Source organism: Sporosarcina sp. FSL K6-1508 (genome assembly GCF_038007465.1).
Classification (GTDB): Bacteria; Bacillota; Bacilli; order Bacillales_A; family Planococcaceae; genus Sporosarcina; species Sporosarcina psychrophila_B.
Genome location: NZ_JBBOXF010000001.1, coordinates 3,505,167 through 3,520,148, shown reverse-complemented (window position 1 = coordinate 3,520,148; position 14,982 = coordinate 3,505,167). Strand labels below are relative to the sequence as shown.

The following is a 14,982-nucleotide window of genomic DNA, read 5'->3' as shown; positions in this document are numbered from 1 at the left end:
TGCTGTCACAATTCGAAGGAAGTGAATTGCGTTAGTGCCTGGCTTAGGGCGGGAGGCATCCCCAAGCGCCGCAACGAATTCAATGGATCTTTTATTTCAACATATACAGATTTACTTGTAGGAAATTTTAGGGAAGGGGTATTTGAATGTATTTAACAATAGATGGCATTGCGAAAAGTTTTCCACATAAAGAAAAAGGTCATGTGAAAGTACTGGATAATATCTCGTTAGACGTGGAAAAAGGACAGTTTGTTTCGATTGTCGGACCTTCCGGTTGCGGGAAGTCGACATTGCTCTATCTGATTGCTGGTCTCGAGAAGGCTGATCAAGGAGAAATTAGGATTGCTGGAAAAGTAGTGACGGATCCTGGACCAGATCGTGTCGTCGTCTTCCAACAGGATGGATTGTTTCCATGGTTAACGGTTCTTGATAATGTCACATATGGCTTACGTTTAAAGGGTTTGCCAAAAAAGCCGGCAGAGGACAAAGCAAGGGAAATGTTGAGAATGGTTCATTTAAGCAACTTTATCGATGCTTATCCGCATCAGCTGTCAGGGGGGATGAAACAACGTGTTGCTATCGCACGTGCACTTGTTATGGAGCCCGCCATTTTACTGATGGATGAGCCGTTTGCGGCACTGGATGAGCAAACCAGAATGGTGTTACATAATGAGCTACTGGAAATATGGCAAAAAACGAAGGTGACTATCTTTTTCGTTACGCATAACATTCGAGAAGCGGTCCTTTTATCCGAAAAAATTGTTGTTTTTGAAACACGTCCTGGAAGAATTAAAGAGATTCATTCTTCAACGACAATGAAAGACGGCGTTATGCCAAATGACGTCACATTTCATTTGGAAAAGCAGATATTGGCATCACTGCAAGGTGAAATTGAGAAAGTGTTAAAGGAGGAAATGGGGGATGACTACATTTTTAAGACGGATCCTCTTCATCGGGATTCTAGCGGTGATATGGGAAGTCACATCTAGAGTTTCAAGTTTGCCCGATTTCATGTTCCCGAGTCTCAGCCAAGTGCTGCATACACTTTACACAGGCATTCTAAGTGGGCAAATAATGACTGCAATCTTTACAAGTATGAGCCGTCTATTAATAGGATTTACAATTGCGACAGTCCTCGGTCTTTTTCTAGGCTATCTCATATGGCGTTCTAAACTAGTTGAAGACACACTTGGATTTCTTGTCACAGCATTGCAATCGATTCCGAGTATTGTCTGGTTCCCACTTGCTATCATTTGGTTCGGTTTGAATGATTTTTCCATTCTTTTTATTGTAACAATCGGTGCGACATGGACAATGACAATCAATGCGACAAGTGGTTTCAAAAATGTGCCAAGGCTTTATCAACAAGTTGCTAAAACATTAGGGTCTGGCGGTTTTCATTTTTTGCGAACAGTTATCATGCCAGCATCTGTCCCCCAACTCATCTCCGGATTACGAATTGCTTGGGCATTTTCCTGGCGTGCTTTAATGGCAGGAGAACTTCTTGGTGGTGGGGGAGGACTTGGATATCTCTTGGAAATGGGAAGGTCACTTGGACAAATGGATTTAGTTATATCGGTAATGATCATCATTGGCGTCATCGGCACAATCATGGATAATCTGGTCTTTTTACGACTGGAGCGCAGTGTACAAAATAAATGGGGAATCAGTTAAGGGAAAAATGGAAGCGACCTGCTAAGACGTGGTGGGCATAAGGTGAAACCAAGGACGTCAGTCTAAGTGCGCGACATCCATGTCGCAAAAAGGAGGGATGAAGTTCAATCCCTCCTACTGCATGACCTGCATCGTGGCTTAACGCCTGGCTACTGGAGACTAGACAAAAAAAGGGAGAGAACAGAATGAAACGTAATTTGTTCATACTTGGGGTTATTTCTATTGCTGCATTGGCAATTGTATCTGGCTGTGGAAAGACAGAAAAAGGCGCACAAGACAGTAAAGAAGTGAACATAGGTTATTTCCCGAATTTAACGCATATCGCTACAATCGTAGCGCTAGAGAAAGGTTATTTCACTGAAGCATTTGGGGAAGATATTAAAATCAACACAAAAACCGTTAGTAACGGCGGCCTGTTTATGGAGGCAATGGTGACTAAATCTATTGATGTGGGAACAGTAGGGCCCGGTCCATTACTGAACTTCTACGTAAAAGATCCCAACTACCATATTATTTCAGGCGCTGTAAACGGCGGAGCAGTCCTTGTTGCGAGTGAGCATAGTACTATTAAAGAACTTGCTGAATTAGACGGAAAGAAAGTTGCGATTCCTGTAATAGGGAGTACCCAAGACGTTATGTTGCGTAAGGCACTGAAAGATGTGGGCCTAAAGCCGACGTCAAATGGCGGAACAGTCGAAATGTTTGCCGCAGCACCAGCTGACACAGCAACGCTCTTTGTTCAAAAATCTGTTGATGCTGCAGCAACACAAGAACCATGGGGCTATATTTTGGAAACACAAGCGAACGGTCAATTGTTGTTAGACTGGGAATCATTCGCATGGGGGAAAGAATCGACGAATACAGTTGTTGCAGCAAGTAAGAAGTTTTTGGAAGATGAAGAACTTGTGAATGCTTATTTAACAGCACATGTAAAAGCAGTTGCGTTTATTGAACAGAATCCTGAGGAAAGCCAAAATCTTGTTATTAAGCACATCAAAGAATTAACAGGAAAAGAGATTGACAAAACTGAACTCGAAGCCGCATTTAAGCGCCTGAAAGTGACAACATCTGTTAATGAGGAAGTGATTCAGGAAATGGCTGATATTAGTAAGGAAGCGGGTTATGTCCCGAGTAGCGATATTGAAGGCTTAATTCAATTGGATCAGTTGAAGTCAATAGAAGGTAAATAATATACCGCTGCTTCTTTTAGGAGGATTGGAAACATCATATTGATGTTTCCAATTTCATGATGTACGTTAATAGTCGGATATCTCCTAGTATAGTGAAGATCACACGGGAAAATGTATTTAGTGATATAAGTAATGACGTCTGTTGATTAACTATCTTCTTACATAAAGCTCCGGTAAGAAAAACAGGTAAGTCTACATTTGCACTTGTACATTTACAGCACGCTTTGTACGAAATGATCACAATATCTTTATATTTGGAGAGCGACGGACAAACGTTTATCAACCCAACGTAACAAGAAATCCTGTTAAGGGTGCAGTAGTCGTTTAGTCCAAAGCGATCAGAAAGTACCTGTACATTGGGCATCTAGTGTTTTATCACAAAAATAAGCAGTTATTTACTGATTAACTTTGGTTAATCAACACAGGTAATAAGCAATGATCATCATTGGCGTCATTGATACAATCATGGATATCTAGTCTTTTTGCGACTGGAGCGCAGTGTACAGAATAAATAGGGAATAAGTTAAGGGCTTATTTATAGAAACAGATGGGGAGAGAAAAGGATGAAACGTAATTTTTTCGTACTTGCGCTTATTTCCTTAGTTGTATTGAGTATTTGTTCTGCATGCGCTAAAGCAGAACAAGGAGTAAAAGGCAGTAAAGTTGTGAACATTGGTTATTTCCCGAACTTAACACATATCGCTACAATCGTTGCGTTGGAGAATGGTTATTTTACTGAAGCGTTTGGCAAAGATATTAAAATCAACACAAAGACCGTCAGTAACGGAGGCTTGTTCATGGAAGCAATGGCTACTAAATCCATTGATGTGGGAACAGTTGGCCCAGGTCCTATACTGAATTTTTACGTAAAAGAACCTAACTACTATATTATTTCAGGTGCTGTGAATGGCGGAGCAGTCCTTGTTGCTAGTAAACATAGTACTATTAAAGGGCTTTCTGATCTGGACGGAAAGAAAGTTGCGATACCTGGAATTGGGGGTACTCAAGACATTATGTTGCGTAAAGCGCTAAAAGATGTTGGTCTTAAACCTACGGCAAATGGAGGGACAGTAGAGATGTTTGCCACAGCACCAGCTGATACAGCAACGCTATTTTTTCAAAAGTCTCTAGATGCTGCTGCAATACCGGAACCTTGGGGCTATATTCTGGAAACACAGGCAAATGGTAAGCTTTTGTTGGACTGGGAATCATTCGCATGGGGGAAAGAATCGACAAATACCGTGGTCGCAGCAACTAAGAAGTTTTTGGAAGATGAAAAATTGTTGATTGCTTACTTAACAGCTCATGTAAAAGCAGTTGAGTTTATTGAGCAAAATCCTGAAGAAAGTCAAATACTTGTTAGTAAGCACATCAAAGAATTAACGGGAAAAGAGATTGACAAAGCTGAACTCGAATTCGCATTTAATCGCCTGATAGTAACTACTTCTGTCAATGAAGAAGTGATTCAGGAGATGGCTGATATTAGTAAGGAAGCGGGTTATGTCCCGAGTAGCGATATTGAAGGCTTAATTCAATTGGATCAGTTGAAGTCAATAGAAGGAAAATAATATACCGTTGCTTATTTTAGCAGGATTGGAAACATCATATTGATGATTCCAATCCTTTTTTCTTGTAGTTTTCAAAATGTCACAAAGCTTTCCTTTGTCTTACTTGAAGACTAAGAGTAAAATGGAGTTAACAATGCCAGTCACTGAACAAATTGCGAATCCACTACATTGGAAAAGCACCTGGCTTTTTTGAGGAGAGACGAATTGATGACTAAAGTAATGGATCCTTCATGGGAGAAGGTAGATGGAAAAACTGTATCGAAAAAACAAAATCTGTCCACGCTATTTGCAGATCTTAAATCCCTATTTAAGGCAATAGTCTTAATCTCAAATGTACTGCCGGTCCTTACAGGATTTTGGTTAGCACTCTTTTTTACGAATACAACTTTTTTAGCAAATTGGGATGTTTTTTTGTTAACAATTTCCGGAAGTACACTTGTTATGGCCGGCGCACTTATTCTGAATAACTGGTACGATGTTGACATTGATACAGTAATGGAGCGGACTAAAAATCGTCCGACGGTCACTGGACACTTTTCACTGAAATTTGTCTTAAGATTAGGAATCACATTATCTGTAGTAGGTTTAGTACTACTCGCATTTACAACAATGGAAGCTGCCATCTATGCATTCATTGGTTGGTTTACGTATGTTATCTTGTACACGATGTGGTCAAAACGTAGATATACGTTGAATACAGTCATTGGCAGTGTATCAGGTGCGGTGACGCCCTTAATCGGATGGGCTGCAATTGCGCCCGGTTATCATATCGTTCCAATCGTACTTACGCTTATCCTGTTCATTTGGCAAATGCCACATACGTTCGCTATCGCCATAAAGAAAGTGGAAGAATACAGTCTTGCAAAAGTTGCGATGCTTCCAGTTGTTCACGGATTTAATTTCACTAAACGTCAAATGGTTATCTACGTAGCATGTTTACTTCCATTACCATTCTTTTTAGGATCACTTGGTATAGTGTTTGTTGTCATTGCCACGCTGATGAACGTCGGATGGCTGGTTGCAAGTATAGGCGGCTTTTTCACGAAAAATGATCAGAAGTGGGCTCACCTGATGTTTATGTGTTCCGTTAATTATGTAGCTATCTTGTTTACACTGATGATTCTAGTTACATTGCCCGTATTTAATTAAGCTTGTGAAAGTATAAGGTGTAACCAATATTTAGGAAGTACTGTATGCTAAATGAATTTAAATCAAAAAAGTCAATTTCTTGTTCATTAAGAAATTGGCTTTTTTTATACGCTTCTTTTGCTTTTACAGAAATACTAACGGTGTATTGCGTGAACTGATGTGTACGTTTATAGTAATAGGATGTGGAAATAATTCTCTAGTCTGGAAAGTTGTTCGCTTACATAAAATCAGGTTTGTCTTATGTAAGAATTATTTTTGAACGATGTTTAGCTGTAATCATTTTTCATCTAATTTTTCTGAAGGGGATTTTTATGGATTACAAAATTGTGTTTTTTGATGTTGACGGAACTCTTACGCACCATGAAAGTGGTAGTATTTCACCTAGTACGAAGGAAGCAATAAAAGTATTAATAAACAAAGGAATAAGGGTAGTAGCGGCAACAGGAAGACCGTTATCTATGTGCCAGGAAATAAGGGAATTGGGAATCGATACTTTTATCACGGCGAATGGAGCGTATGTGAAGCACGGTCAAAAGGTCGTTCATAAAGTGTTAATGGATAAGAATGTTATTAAAGAAGTCTTTGAATTTGCGTCAGCAGAGAATCAAGGTTTGTCGTTCTTCACCGAAGATTTCAGCATGAATGGTGTGAAAGATACTGAAATTTTAAAAGCATTGAAGGAAACCTTGTCCTTGAATGATTATCCTGCAATAAATCAACTGATTTATGACCAAGAGGTATACTTAATGTGTTTGTATGCAGCTAACAAAACGGTTGAGAAGTATATTAAAAAATTTCCGCATTTAACATTTAAAAGATGGCATCCTTTTGTGTTGAATATATTACAAGAAGAAGTATCTAAATCTTTAGCTATCATAAAAGTTTTACAGTACTTCGATATTGATAAATCGGAGGCTATTGCGTTTGGCGATGGAGAGAATGACATAGACATGTTGGAGTTAGTTGGACTTGGTGTAGCTATGGGGAATGGCAATGAAAACTTGAAAAAGGTTGCGGATTTCGTAACTAAAAAGTCAAGTGAAGACGGAATCGAATTTGCATTAAAAATGTACGGGGTTATTTAACTGTATATTAAAAAATATAGCTATAAATTGAGCGAAAACATCCCTAAGCGCTGAAGCGGTATTGAATGACATTCTATCATTCCCTCCAATTAATAGAGGAGTTCGAAGGGTTTTTAGCGTTTGAGTGTGAATCATAATATAGAATAGCGAAGATTAGGTAAAGTAAAATAGCTACTATATATGTTGAACAAATGAATATGGCACAGGCGTTTTACAATGGATAGAATCAGAAATTCTGCTATTACCGCTATCGACGCTTTGTGGGTGCCCCCCGAGATAAGCCAGAAAGGAGACCACTTGGGAGGGATTGAGCTGCATCCCTCCTTGCTCTTTTATCGCTCCGGCTACCACGAAGTCGCGCCTTCGCTGGATGGTCCATTTGAGAAAGCGCATTTCATTTTCGGGGATGAGACCTATAACCTGGAGTGCCATAAATCGAGCGAAGGTGATTAACGAATGTCCCAACACATGAGGAATGAATTAGAGTTCCTGCTAATACCGCTTCGACGCTTTGTGGATGCCTCCCGCGATAAGCCAGAAAGGAGATCACTTTCAGTCTTATCGCTCCGGCTACCACGAAGTCGCACCTTCGCGGGATGGTCCATGTGAGAAAGAGCATTTCATTAGTTGCGATGAAATCTGCAACCGGGAGTGCATCTTTCTTGAATATAATTAGTGTCAACTAGTAATCACCTTATAGTCTTGGCATATACATCTTAAAATCACATTATTCCTGATAATCTACACCCTAGCCCAGGCGCGGCAAAGGGGTCGCCGAAGCCGTAAGACTGGATGCGAAGCGCTAATCCAGGCTTGTGGCGGGAGGCATCCCCAAAGCGCCAAGCGGTCTACAATCCACACCCCCAATTACAACTCTTTCATTATTGAGCACCACAGCAGATTCAATGGGATTCTTTAATTCAACATATCTAGTGAATTCGAATCGTTCAATATAAATGTAATTGCTAGTATTTCCTAGAGTACAATATTTCCAATAGAATGAAGAAGAGTCCCATCAGTCGATTGCAAACTGATAGGACTCTTCTTTCGTTTCATTACGGCCCTATTTTATTTTTTAAGATACCCAACTACTTCTTTTGTAGTCTGTTCTGGCACTTTCATACACAGCGGTTCACCGTGTAAGAAGTTGAAAACGTTCATATCACTTGTTTGGAGCACACCAATTGTTAGGCGGGGAACAATTCTAACATGAACCCGATCAGCTTTATTTTTAGTTATAGGGATAAATAAGCCTAGGTTAAAGCTTGCGATACCGATTGATTTAAAATAGAGGAAAAACCGTGTAAGACTGTTTGCGAGGTCCTGCCAATTGGTATCATCCAATTCATCCAAAGAGGATGCATCTAGAATCCCTATAAAATCTGTATGACTTTTTGGTGCAAAAGCATGAATCCAGTCGATGGAACCTACTGTCGCGATAAAGCGTTCATCGATTTCACGTTCACTTTCTATTAATGAATCATAATAGTTACTTCCCGTTTCCATGTGGAACTGCTCGCTGAATGCCAATGTTGTTAATTGATAGTTAGTCGGCATTTCAGAGGCTAATACGTGAATATGTGGGTGCAAAATACTGCCTCCAGAAGGGGGGAGATAATTCCAGTTGATGGATGCGTACGCTGTTTCGGGATCCTGAGCGATAACTTTATTCAAATAGTTATGCGCAGCGGAAAAAGAATTGGCAATCACTGGTGCTGTGAATTCATCCAGTTTTACGTAATGTTGATCACACATTCGGACCACCGCGTTATGCTTACTGTAAGGAAAGAGGTTTGGAAAAAGGACAGCTTCCCCTTGAATGAGCCTGCCATCTTCAATTAAATCATTCGGAAATTTAGGAGTGAAAGAGTGTACGTTTTCAGGACAGAATGGACATTTACCACCGTCAGTTTCTTTTGCGAGTTCTGAATAATCTGTTGACGTAAAGGGGGCACCCGGGTCGAAAATAATCCGAGATGTTTCGCCTGTGAGTGGGTCCATTCGAATTTCAGTTTTGCGGTCAATTAGTTTACCGTCTTGCATGGGATCATGAAACGTAAGAAACTCTTCTTTTGCTGTAAAAGTAATAGACATCTATATTTCCTCCTATTATATATTCTAAATACACTTTCTATTCTACCTGTGGTTTGTAGAAAAGTCAGTAGTATCATATCAAAGTTGTGATTAAAACCTTTATGATCAACTGAAAAAAGTGAGTTCTTTTAGAAGATACCTAGAAAGACACACTACCTAGAATTAATTTTTAAATATGGCATATGAACTGAGCGTAGGCGTCTTAAAGGGGACAGCCTCCCGTTACAAGCGGTATTGAATAGAATCATCAACTCAGCTTTGGGGTTGAATCGCTTTTTTGTTAGCCGGGGAATTATATTATCTTTAATGCAAATACACTATAACAAGGGAATTCACGCCTAGACTCCCGTGCAATTTTCTTAATTCAATACTTTTTCTTCTGATCCAATTACAGCTTCAACTTCGCTCCAAGGAATACCAAGCGCGCCGGCTACACCTTGTCCATAAGCAGGATCCGCTTTGTAACAATGTACAATATGACGAAGCTGGATATGTTTTTCTACACCGTTCATATTACGTCCCGTATTTTCAAATAAAACTTGTTGTTGTTCCGGGTTCATTAAATTGAAGAGTTTACCAGGTTGCTCGAAGTAATTATCGTCATCTTCTCTGAAATTCCATTGGTCTGCTGCACCGAAAATATCAAGTGCCGGGTCTTTAAATTTTGGTTGTTCTTGCCACTCACCATAGCTGTTCGGCTCATAATGAATCGTGCTGCCCATGTTGCCATCGGTTCTCATTGCACCGTCACGGTGGAAACTGTGGACAGGGCATTTCGGTTGATTGACCGGAATTTGATGATGGTTCACGCCTAAACGGTACCGTTGTGCATCGCCATATGAGAAGAGACGGCCTTGTAGCATTTTGTCTGGCGAGAAACTGATGCCAGGAACAACGTTTGCAGGTGTAAATGCAGCCTGTTCTACTTCGGCGAAATAGTTTTCAGGATTACGGTTCAGTTCGTACTCTCCAACTTCAATTAGAGGGAAGTCTTTTTTATACCATACTTTTGTCAGGTCAAATGGGTTGTATGGCATATTATTAGCTTGTTCTTCTGTCATGACTTGAATATACATTTTCCATTTAGGGAAGTTGCCGTTTTCAATATTTTCATATAGATCCCTTTGGTGGCTTTCTCTGTCAACTCCAACAAGTGCTGCTGCTTCCAAATCAGTCAAGTTTTCAATGCCTTGTTGTGAACGAAGGTGGAATTTCACCCATACACGCTCGTTTTGAGCATTAATCATGCTGAACGTATGGCTTCCGAAGCCATGCATGTTTCTGTATGAATTTGGAAGACCGCGGTCACTCATAACGATTGTCACTTGGTGAAGCGCCTCAGGAAGAGAAGTCCAGAAATCCCAGTTGTTATTTGCGCTGCGCATATTTGTACGGGGATCGCGTTTAACGGCATGGTTTAAGTCAGGGAATTGCATTGGGTCTCTGAAAAAGAATACAGGTGTGTTATTCCCGACAAGATCCCAGTTTCCTTCCTCTGTATAGAAACGCATTGAATATCCACGAATGTCACGTTCTGCGTCAGCTCCGCCACGTTCACCGGCAACTGTTGAGAAACGAACGAACATATCTGTCTTTTTGCCAATTTCGGAGAAGACTTTTGCTTTTGTATATTGAGTAATGTCATGTGTTACTGTAAATGTGCCATAAGCACCGGATCCTTTTGCGTGCATGCGTCGCTCAGGAATTACTTCACGATTAAAATGCGATAACTTTTCCAAAAGCCAAGCATCTTGTAATAAAATCGGACCTCTAGGACCAGCTGTCATTGAATTCTGATTATCCACAACTGGTGCACCAGCGGCGGTTGTTAACTTTCTTTTGTTGTCTTTTTCTGTCAATTAAAGTCACTCCTTAGATTGTTTTAATTACTACATAATAATAATACTAAAAAAGAAGCTGTTTGACTACTAATATAGTTTCATAAAAAATAAATATGTGATAAAGGCTGTTTCCTCTTCGCGAAAATTTAATAGTCTTATATGAATATGATTTTTAAAAATCGGATAGTAAATATTTTTATGCAAGTATTCTCAATTAAAAATAGATTGGGCCTCTTTATTATAGTGTTTAAGATGCATAAATCTTAACGTACATCATTATCAAACGAAGTCGAGAAAAAATTCGGACAATACCTTTCTCTACTATAGTAACTTTGAATAACAAAAAAGTCAGTATAATTTAAAATATTTAAAAGATTATGTTAAAATGTTGTGTAATTCTTTAATTTTAAGTAATGTGCAATAAAAAATGCCCGAGTAGCCGATAATAACGTCGGTTGTTCGGGCAGTCAGTTTTTATGATAAAGAGAGAGGTTTGATACGCTCGATTGTTTGAAGAACTTTTTGATAGGCGTCATCCAAATTGTTCGCCTCAATATCCACTTTTTGCGAATCATTATTTTGAGTACTGGAATGTTCATACCTCGGGTCGTAATAATGTACAAGCAACAACTCAGTTGCTGCTCCATATTCACCGTTTTCTAAGTGGGTTTCAATCTGCTTTGCGACTGGGGTATGTAGCCGTTTTTGAATTAATTGAAATGCCTCTTTGAAACTTTCGGGTTTATTCCACGGTTCATAATCCGCTAGAACAATTTTGACCCGTTCTTCAACAGGTAAGTGAAGAATAATTTGCAGGCCAATTTCCTTTTTGTCATAAAGAAATTGTGGCAAACTTACTTTTCCAATTCGTCTACTTTCACCTTCAATAAACACATAAGGCTCATTTTTTAAACGTATTAGTTCATGGATAAGTAAAGAATCGAATTTCTTTTGATTGCTGGGATCACGCCCAATTTGACCGAAAATAGAGCCACGATGTCCGGCGATATTTTCAAAATCGATGACGGGATAGCCTTGGGATGCTAACCGCTTCAAAATCTCTGTCTTTCCTGTACCTGTAAAACCATTCAAAACGATGAAATTTGGCGGAAATTCTTCTTTTTCCAATTCGTGAACGACCCATTGCCGGAATGTACGAATTCCGCCACTCAATCGAGTAGTATGAATACCCATTAAGTCAAGAACGGTAGCTGCGGTTTTACTGCGCATACCACCACGCCAGCAAAACACTGTCATTGGCGTTTCAATCTGTTTGAATTCATGAATGAAGTCGGGCAACTTCTTCGAAAAGATTTCAAGTCCTCTTTCCTTAGCAATTTCTTGTCCGACTTGTTTATAAAGGGTGCCGATTTCGGCGCGCTCCTGATCATTAAAAACAGGTATATTGATGCTACCTGGAATTGTCGATTCATTGAATTCTTTAGGGGAGCGGACATCAATGAACGTATGTGGACCTGTTTGTTGTAATGCAAATATATCGTCTAATGGTAAATCTCGAAACATGCTTTTCACCTTCCGCCAAAGTTCACGCTATCTTACTCTACAATGATGCGTCCTTTGTTTTCTTTAGTAACTTCGCCGATTACCCGTGCGTCTACACCTTTTTGTTGAAGTTCATCCAAAAGTGCTTCCGCTTGTTTTTCTGCCACCGCAATAAGAAGGCCGCCTGATGTCACTGCATCACATAATATCCAACGAGCCGTTTGGTCCATTGTATCCGGATATGTGACGACGTCTGCTACATGTGCAAAATTGTTTTTTGTACCGCCTGGCACTTTGCCGGCGTCTGCCAGTTCTTTTGTACGAGGTAAAACCGGTACTTGGTCTGCAATGATACGAATGCCCACGTCACTTGCTTTTGCTATTTCAGATGCATGTCCGAGCAGTCCGAAGCCAGTTACATCTGTCGCCGCATGAATATCGTAAGTGGCCATTGTTTCTGCTGCTGTTTTATTGAGTGTGGTCATAATTTTTGTAACATAGACAATCTCATCTTCAGATAATAAACCATTTTTCAACGAAGTTGTGTAAATGCCGACACCGATCGGTTTTGTTAAAAGCAGTTTATCACCGGGTTTTGCGCCGGCATTTGTGCGTACTTTTTCAGGATGGACAATGCCCGTAACTGCGAGACCGAATTTTGGTTCTTGGTCATCAATCGAATGTCCACCGACAAGCGTAACACCCGCTTCTTTTAATTTATCACCAGAACCACGGAGAATTTCCCCTAGAATTTTTTTATCCAATGATGCGATTGGGAAGGCGACGATGTTTAGCGCTGTAATCGGCGTTCCTCCCATTGCATAGATGTCACTGATTGCATTTGTTGCAGCAATTTGACCGAAATCGTAAGGATCGTCAACAATCGGTGTAAAAAAGTCAAGCGTCTGTACCATTGCTATTTCATCAGTCAGTTTATAAACTCCTGCATCATCACTCGTGTCAAGACCGACGAGTAAGTTTGGGCTGGGAGTGGCAGGTGGTAGGCTACGTAATACCTCTGCCAAATCTGCGGGTCCGATTTTACAGCCGCAACCGCCTTTTGTTGTGAGGGAAGTCAATTTTACTGCTTCAGTTTTCTCCATTATAATTCCACCTTTCGATTGCACGTCTATTTATAATCTTAACACATGGGCGAATTAAACTTGTTCTAGTAGGTACTTGCAATCTATTTCTTATGGTAGAATATTCATAGTTCGTGTAAATTTTGAGGGGGTACAAGGTTTGATTCAAAAAAGAATAGCAGTATCATTACTCTCTGTATTATTGTTCGTCGGAATGCTTATTACACCGGTTCAGGGACATTCCACCGTGTCTGCAGCTGCTTCGTACGAAGGTTTGGAGAACACTATCAATGTGATTATGGCAGATAGCAGAATGCAAGCCGCCTCCAGTAGTATAACTGTGCGGAAGGCTTCAACTGGAGAAGTTGTTTATCAAAAAGAAGGGGATAAAGGAATTACACCCGCATCTACGTTGAAAATACTTACAGCCGCGGCAGCACTTGAGACACTTGGAGAAAATTATCGATTCACGACAGATGTATTAACAAACGGGAAAGTAACGAATGGGACATTAAACGGAAATCTATACCTGCGTGGGACAGGCGATCCTACGCTTTTGAAAAGAGACTTTGAAGATTTTGCTTCGAAATTATCTGCTCTCGGAATCAAACGGATCTCAGGAAATTTAGTTGGTGATGACACTTGGTTCGATACAATCCGTTTGTCACCAGGGATTGATAGAAATGATGAATCGTATTACTACGCAGCGCAGATTTCAGCATTGACTGTATCTCCGAATACGGATTACGATGCGGGAACAGTTATTGTAGATGCAAAGCCAGCTGCGCGCGGTAGGGCAGCAAAAGTGACACTGACGCCAGAAACGAATGTCGTTCAAGTTGTCAATCGATCCACAACAGTTCCCAAAGGATCTAAAAACACCTTGAAAATTGAACGTCAATACGGAACAAATAAGATTATCGTCACTGGAAATGCCCCCATTGGATCTGCGGGGAAGAAGGAGTGGATCACTGTTTCCAACCCAACTGCCTATGCCTTAGATATTTTCAAAAAGTCATTAATAGCTAAAGGGATAAAAATTATTCCTACATCTAAAGTGTTACGCGGGAAAACGCTAGCAGATTCCAAAGTTCTTGTTTCCAAGAATTCTATGCCATTAAAAAGTTTGATGAGACCTTTTTTGAAATTAAGTAATAACTCACATGCAGAAGTGTTGGCGAAAGCTATGGGGAAAAAGAAGTATGGAGAAGGCAGCTGGACTGCCGGTTTACAGGTGATGCGTGACTATGCAGGATCAGTCGGATTGCAAGTGGACGAATGGTTATTTGAAGATGCATCTGGTATGTCACATGCGAATAAAGTGACATCTTCACAACTCACGGAGTTATTATACCAAGTGAGGACAGCACCTTGGTATGGATCGTTTGTCCAAGGATTGCCGGTTGCCGGTGCGACAGACCGTCTTATCGGAGGGACATTGAGAAGCCGCATGAAAACAGGAACTGCTAAAGGCAATGTCATAGCGAAAACGGGAAGCTTGACAAATGTCAGTGCATTGGCAGGATATGCGCAAACAAAAGATGGGGAAACGCTCATTTTCAGTGTCTTGACGCAGGATCATAAGTCTAGTACGCTCCCTGTCCTTGATCGTATTGCTACTGCTATAACTAATTCAACAATAAAATAATAGTAAAAAAACAAGCAGAGATGAATTTGATGCTTGTTTTTTACTGGGAAATTATATACCGAAGCCGATAAAAACATGTACCTAAATAAAAAGGCAAGAAAGGTATATAACTTTACAGGACATTTACAAGAACTTATATAAAGAACAC

General features: G+C 40.2%; 12 protein-coding genes. 8 read left to right on the top strand and 4 right to left on the bottom strand.

Going from position 1 to position 14,982, the window contains the following annotated elements:
* Positions 1 to 146: 146 nt before the first annotated feature.
* The 7 genes from MKZ11_RS17805 to MKZ11_RS17775 all read left to right on the top strand — a co-directional run bounded on the left by MKZ11_RS17805 (position 147) and on the right by MKZ11_RS17775 (position 7,119).
* On the top strand, positions 147 to 989 hold the full coding sequence (locus tag MKZ11_RS17805) for an ABC transporter ATP-binding protein (protein ID WP_340795700.1): 843 nt from the start codon (positions 147 to 149) through the stop codon (positions 987 to 989).
* Positions 922 to 1,674 (top strand): ABC transporter permease, encoded by a 753-nt coding sequence (locus MKZ11_RS17800; RefSeq protein WP_340795699.1) that lies wholly within the window; start codon positions 922 to 924, stop codon positions 1,672 to 1,674. The genes MKZ11_RS17805 and MKZ11_RS17800 overlap by 68 nt, the downstream gene beginning before the upstream one ends.
* Positions 1,675 to 1,859: 185 nt before the next feature.
* Entirely contained in the window at positions 1,860 to 2,864 is a 1,005-nt protein-coding gene (locus MKZ11_RS17795) for an aliphatic sulfonate ABC transporter substrate-binding protein (protein ID WP_340795698.1), read from the top strand.
* 563 nt (positions 2,865 to 3,427) lie between these two features.
* Positions 3,428 to 4,432 carry an ABC transporter substrate-binding protein gene (locus tag MKZ11_RS17790; RefSeq protein WP_340795697.1) on the top strand — a complete coding sequence of 335 codons (1,005 nt, stop codon included), beginning with the start codon at positions 3,428 to 3,430 and terminating at the stop codon, positions 4,430 to 4,432.
* Between the two features lie 207 nt (positions 4,433 to 4,639).
* A complete protein-coding gene (gene cyoE / locus MKZ11_RS17785; RefSeq protein ID WP_340795696.1) occupies positions 4,640 to 5,581 on the top strand; it encodes a heme o synthase in 942 nt (313 codons plus the stop codon).
* Between the two features lie 311 nt (positions 5,582 to 5,892).
* The gene (locus MKZ11_RS17780) at positions 5,893 to 6,666 is read left to right on the top strand and encodes a Cof-type HAD-IIB family hydrolase (protein WP_340795695.1); all 774 of its coding nucleotides are present in this window, start codon (positions 5,893 to 5,895) and stop codon (positions 6,664 to 6,666) included.
* 216 nt (positions 6,667 to 6,882) lie between these two features.
* Positions 6,883 to 7,119, top strand: coding sequence for a hypothetical protein (locus tag MKZ11_RS17775; protein ID WP_340795694.1), 237 nt, complete (start codon positions 6,883 to 6,885; stop codon positions 7,117 to 7,119).
* 615 nt (positions 7,120 to 7,734) lie between these two features.
* Here MKZ11_RS17775 and MKZ11_RS17770 read toward each other — a convergent pair.
* From MKZ11_RS17770 to selD, 4 genes are all read right to left on the bottom strand, one after another.
* Positions 7,735 to 8,760: a hypothetical protein gene (locus MKZ11_RS17770; RefSeq protein WP_340795693.1), complete on the bottom strand. Its 1,026-nt coding sequence runs from the start codon at positions 8,758 to 8,760 to the stop codon at positions 7,735 to 7,737.
* 359 nt (positions 8,761 to 9,119) lie between these two features.
* Positions 9,120 to 10,619 (bottom strand): catalase, encoded by a 1,500-nt coding sequence (locus MKZ11_RS17765; protein WP_340795692.1) that lies wholly within the window; start codon positions 10,617 to 10,619, stop codon positions 9,120 to 9,122.
* Between the two features lie 456 nt (positions 10,620 to 11,075).
* The gene (gene mnmH / locus MKZ11_RS17760; RefSeq protein WP_340795691.1) at positions 11,076 to 12,125 is read right to left on the bottom strand and encodes a tRNA 2-selenouridine(34) synthase MnmH; all 1,050 of its coding nucleotides are present in this window, start codon (positions 12,123 to 12,125) and stop codon (positions 11,076 to 11,078) included.
* 32 nt (positions 12,126 to 12,157) lie between these two features.
* Entirely contained in the window at positions 12,158 to 13,207 is a 1,050-nt protein-coding gene (gene selD / locus MKZ11_RS17755) for a selenide, water dikinase SelD (protein WP_340795690.1), read from the bottom strand.
* 139 nt (positions 13,208 to 13,346) lie between these two features.
* On the opposite strand from selD, the gene dacB reads away from it, so the two are divergent.
* Positions 13,347 to 14,834 carry a D-alanyl-D-alanine carboxypeptidase/D-alanyl-D-alanine endopeptidase gene (gene dacB, locus MKZ11_RS17750; protein ID WP_340795689.1) on the top strand — a complete coding sequence of 496 codons (1,488 nt, stop codon included), beginning with the start codon at positions 13,347 to 13,349 and terminating at the stop codon, positions 14,832 to 14,834.
* The last annotated feature ends 148 nt before the right edge of the window (positions 14,835 to 14,982 follow it).

What these genes read in the sequence shown, in the direction of transcription:
- MKZ11_RS17775 (WP_340795694.1), top strand. Translation starts at nt 6,883, where the DNA reads ATGGATAGAATCAGAAATTCTGCTATTACCGCTATCGACGCTTTGTGG.
- MKZ11_RS17770 (WP_340795693.1), bottom strand. Translation starts at nt 8,760, where the DNA reads ATGTCTATTACTTTTACAGCAAAAGAAGAGTTTCTTACGTTTCATGAT.
- mnmH (WP_340795691.1), bottom strand. Translation starts at nt 12,125, where the DNA reads ATGTTTCGAGATTTACCATTAGACGATATATTTGCATTACAACAAACA.
- selD (WP_340795690.1), bottom strand. Translation starts at nt 13,207, where the DNA reads ATGGAGAAAACTGAAGCAGTAAAATTGACTTCCCTCACAACAAAAGGC.
- MKZ11_RS17795 (WP_340795698.1), top strand. Translation starts at nt 1,860, where the DNA reads ATGAAACGTAATTTGTTCATACTTGGGGTTATTTCTATTGCTGCATTG.
- cyoE (WP_340795696.1), top strand. Translation starts at nt 4,640, where the DNA reads ATGACTAAAGTAATGGATCCTTCATGGGAGAAGGTAGATGGAAAAACT.
- MKZ11_RS17780 (WP_340795695.1), top strand. Translation starts at nt 5,893, where the DNA reads ATGGATTACAAAATTGTGTTTTTTGATGTTGACGGAACTCTTACGCAC.
- MKZ11_RS17800 (WP_340795699.1), top strand. Translation starts at nt 922, where the DNA reads ATGACTACATTTTTAAGACGGATCCTCTTCATCGGGATTCTAGCGGTG.
- MKZ11_RS17805 (WP_340795700.1), top strand. Translation starts at nt 147, where the DNA reads ATGTATTTAACAATAGATGGCATTGCGAAAAGTTTTCCACATAAAGAA.
- MKZ11_RS17790 (WP_340795697.1), top strand. Translation starts at nt 3,428, where the DNA reads ATGAAACGTAATTTTTTCGTACTTGCGCTTATTTCCTTAGTTGTATTG.